At 70.8% G+C, this 1,010-nt stretch carries 1 protein-coding gene; it reads right to left on the bottom strand.

Annotated features, from left to right (window positions below; translation table 11 throughout):
• A partial coding sequence (locus AB0B72_RS40340; protein ID WP_367745086.1) for an acyltransferase domain-containing protein occupies positions 1 to 962 on the bottom strand: 962 nt, incomplete at its 3' end.
• Positions 963 to 1,010 lie beyond the last annotated feature (48 nt).

The raw sequence follows: 1,010 nt of genomic DNA, 5'->3' as shown, positions 1-1,010 counted from the left end.
GCCAACCACGAACGATCACCACCACCAGCCCCCACCGCAGCAGCGACCGCCTCCACATCCCCACTGTCCACCGCCGCCCAAAACTCCCCATCCCCCAACACCCCAGCCCCCGCCGAGGCCCCCGGCTCCGACCCCGACCACCCCGACGACTCCGGCCAAAAATGCTCCCGCTGGAAGGCATACGTCGGCAGCTCCACCCGGCGGCCACCGGGGAACAGACCCGTCCAGTCCACCTCGATGCCCTGGACGTGGGCCTCGGCAAGGGAGGTGAGGAACCGGTCCAGCCCCCCGTCGTCGCGGCGCAGCGAACCGACCACCACCGCCACCGGACTCATCACCGGCGCCAGCGCCTCAGGCGTCCCCACCGCCGTGGCCTTCCCCGGCGTCGTGTTCGCGGCTGTGGTGGCCTGTGTCGTGGTCGTGTGGTGGGCGTCCAGGGTTTCCTGGACGGCCATCGTCAGCACCGGATGCGGGCTCATCTCGATGAAGGCGGTATGTCCCTGCTCGGCCAGCACCCGTACCGTCTGCTCGAAGGCCACCGGCTCACGCAGGTTGCGATACCAATACCCCGCCCCCAACTCCAAGTGATCCACCAGCCCACCGGTCACCGTCGAATAGAACGGCACCTCCCCCCGCCGGGGAACCACCCCCTCCAGCAACCGGCCCAGCTCATCTTCGATCACCTCCACCTGCGCGCAATGCGAGGCGTAATCCACCGGCACCCGCTTGGCCCGCACCCCCCGCCGGCCACACCAGGCCAGCAACTCCTCCACCGCATCGACCTCACCGGCCACCACCGTCGCCGACGGACTGTTCACCACCGCCACCGACACCCGCCCGGCAACCCCCGACAACCCCCCACCAGCGCTGGCATCGCCGGCATCGGCCTGGCCGGACAGCAGGTCGCGCACCCGGTCGGCGGGCAACGCGATCGAGGCCATCGCCCCCCGACCCGACAACACCCCCAACGCCCGACTCCGCAACGCCACCACCCGCGCCCCATCCGCCAA

It is taken from the genome of Microbispora sp. NPDC049125 (assembly GCF_040802045.1).
GTDB lineage: Bacteria > Actinomycetota > Actinomycetes > Streptosporangiales > Streptosporangiaceae > Microbispora.
This window is presented reverse-complemented; position numbering and strand designations above follow the sequence as displayed.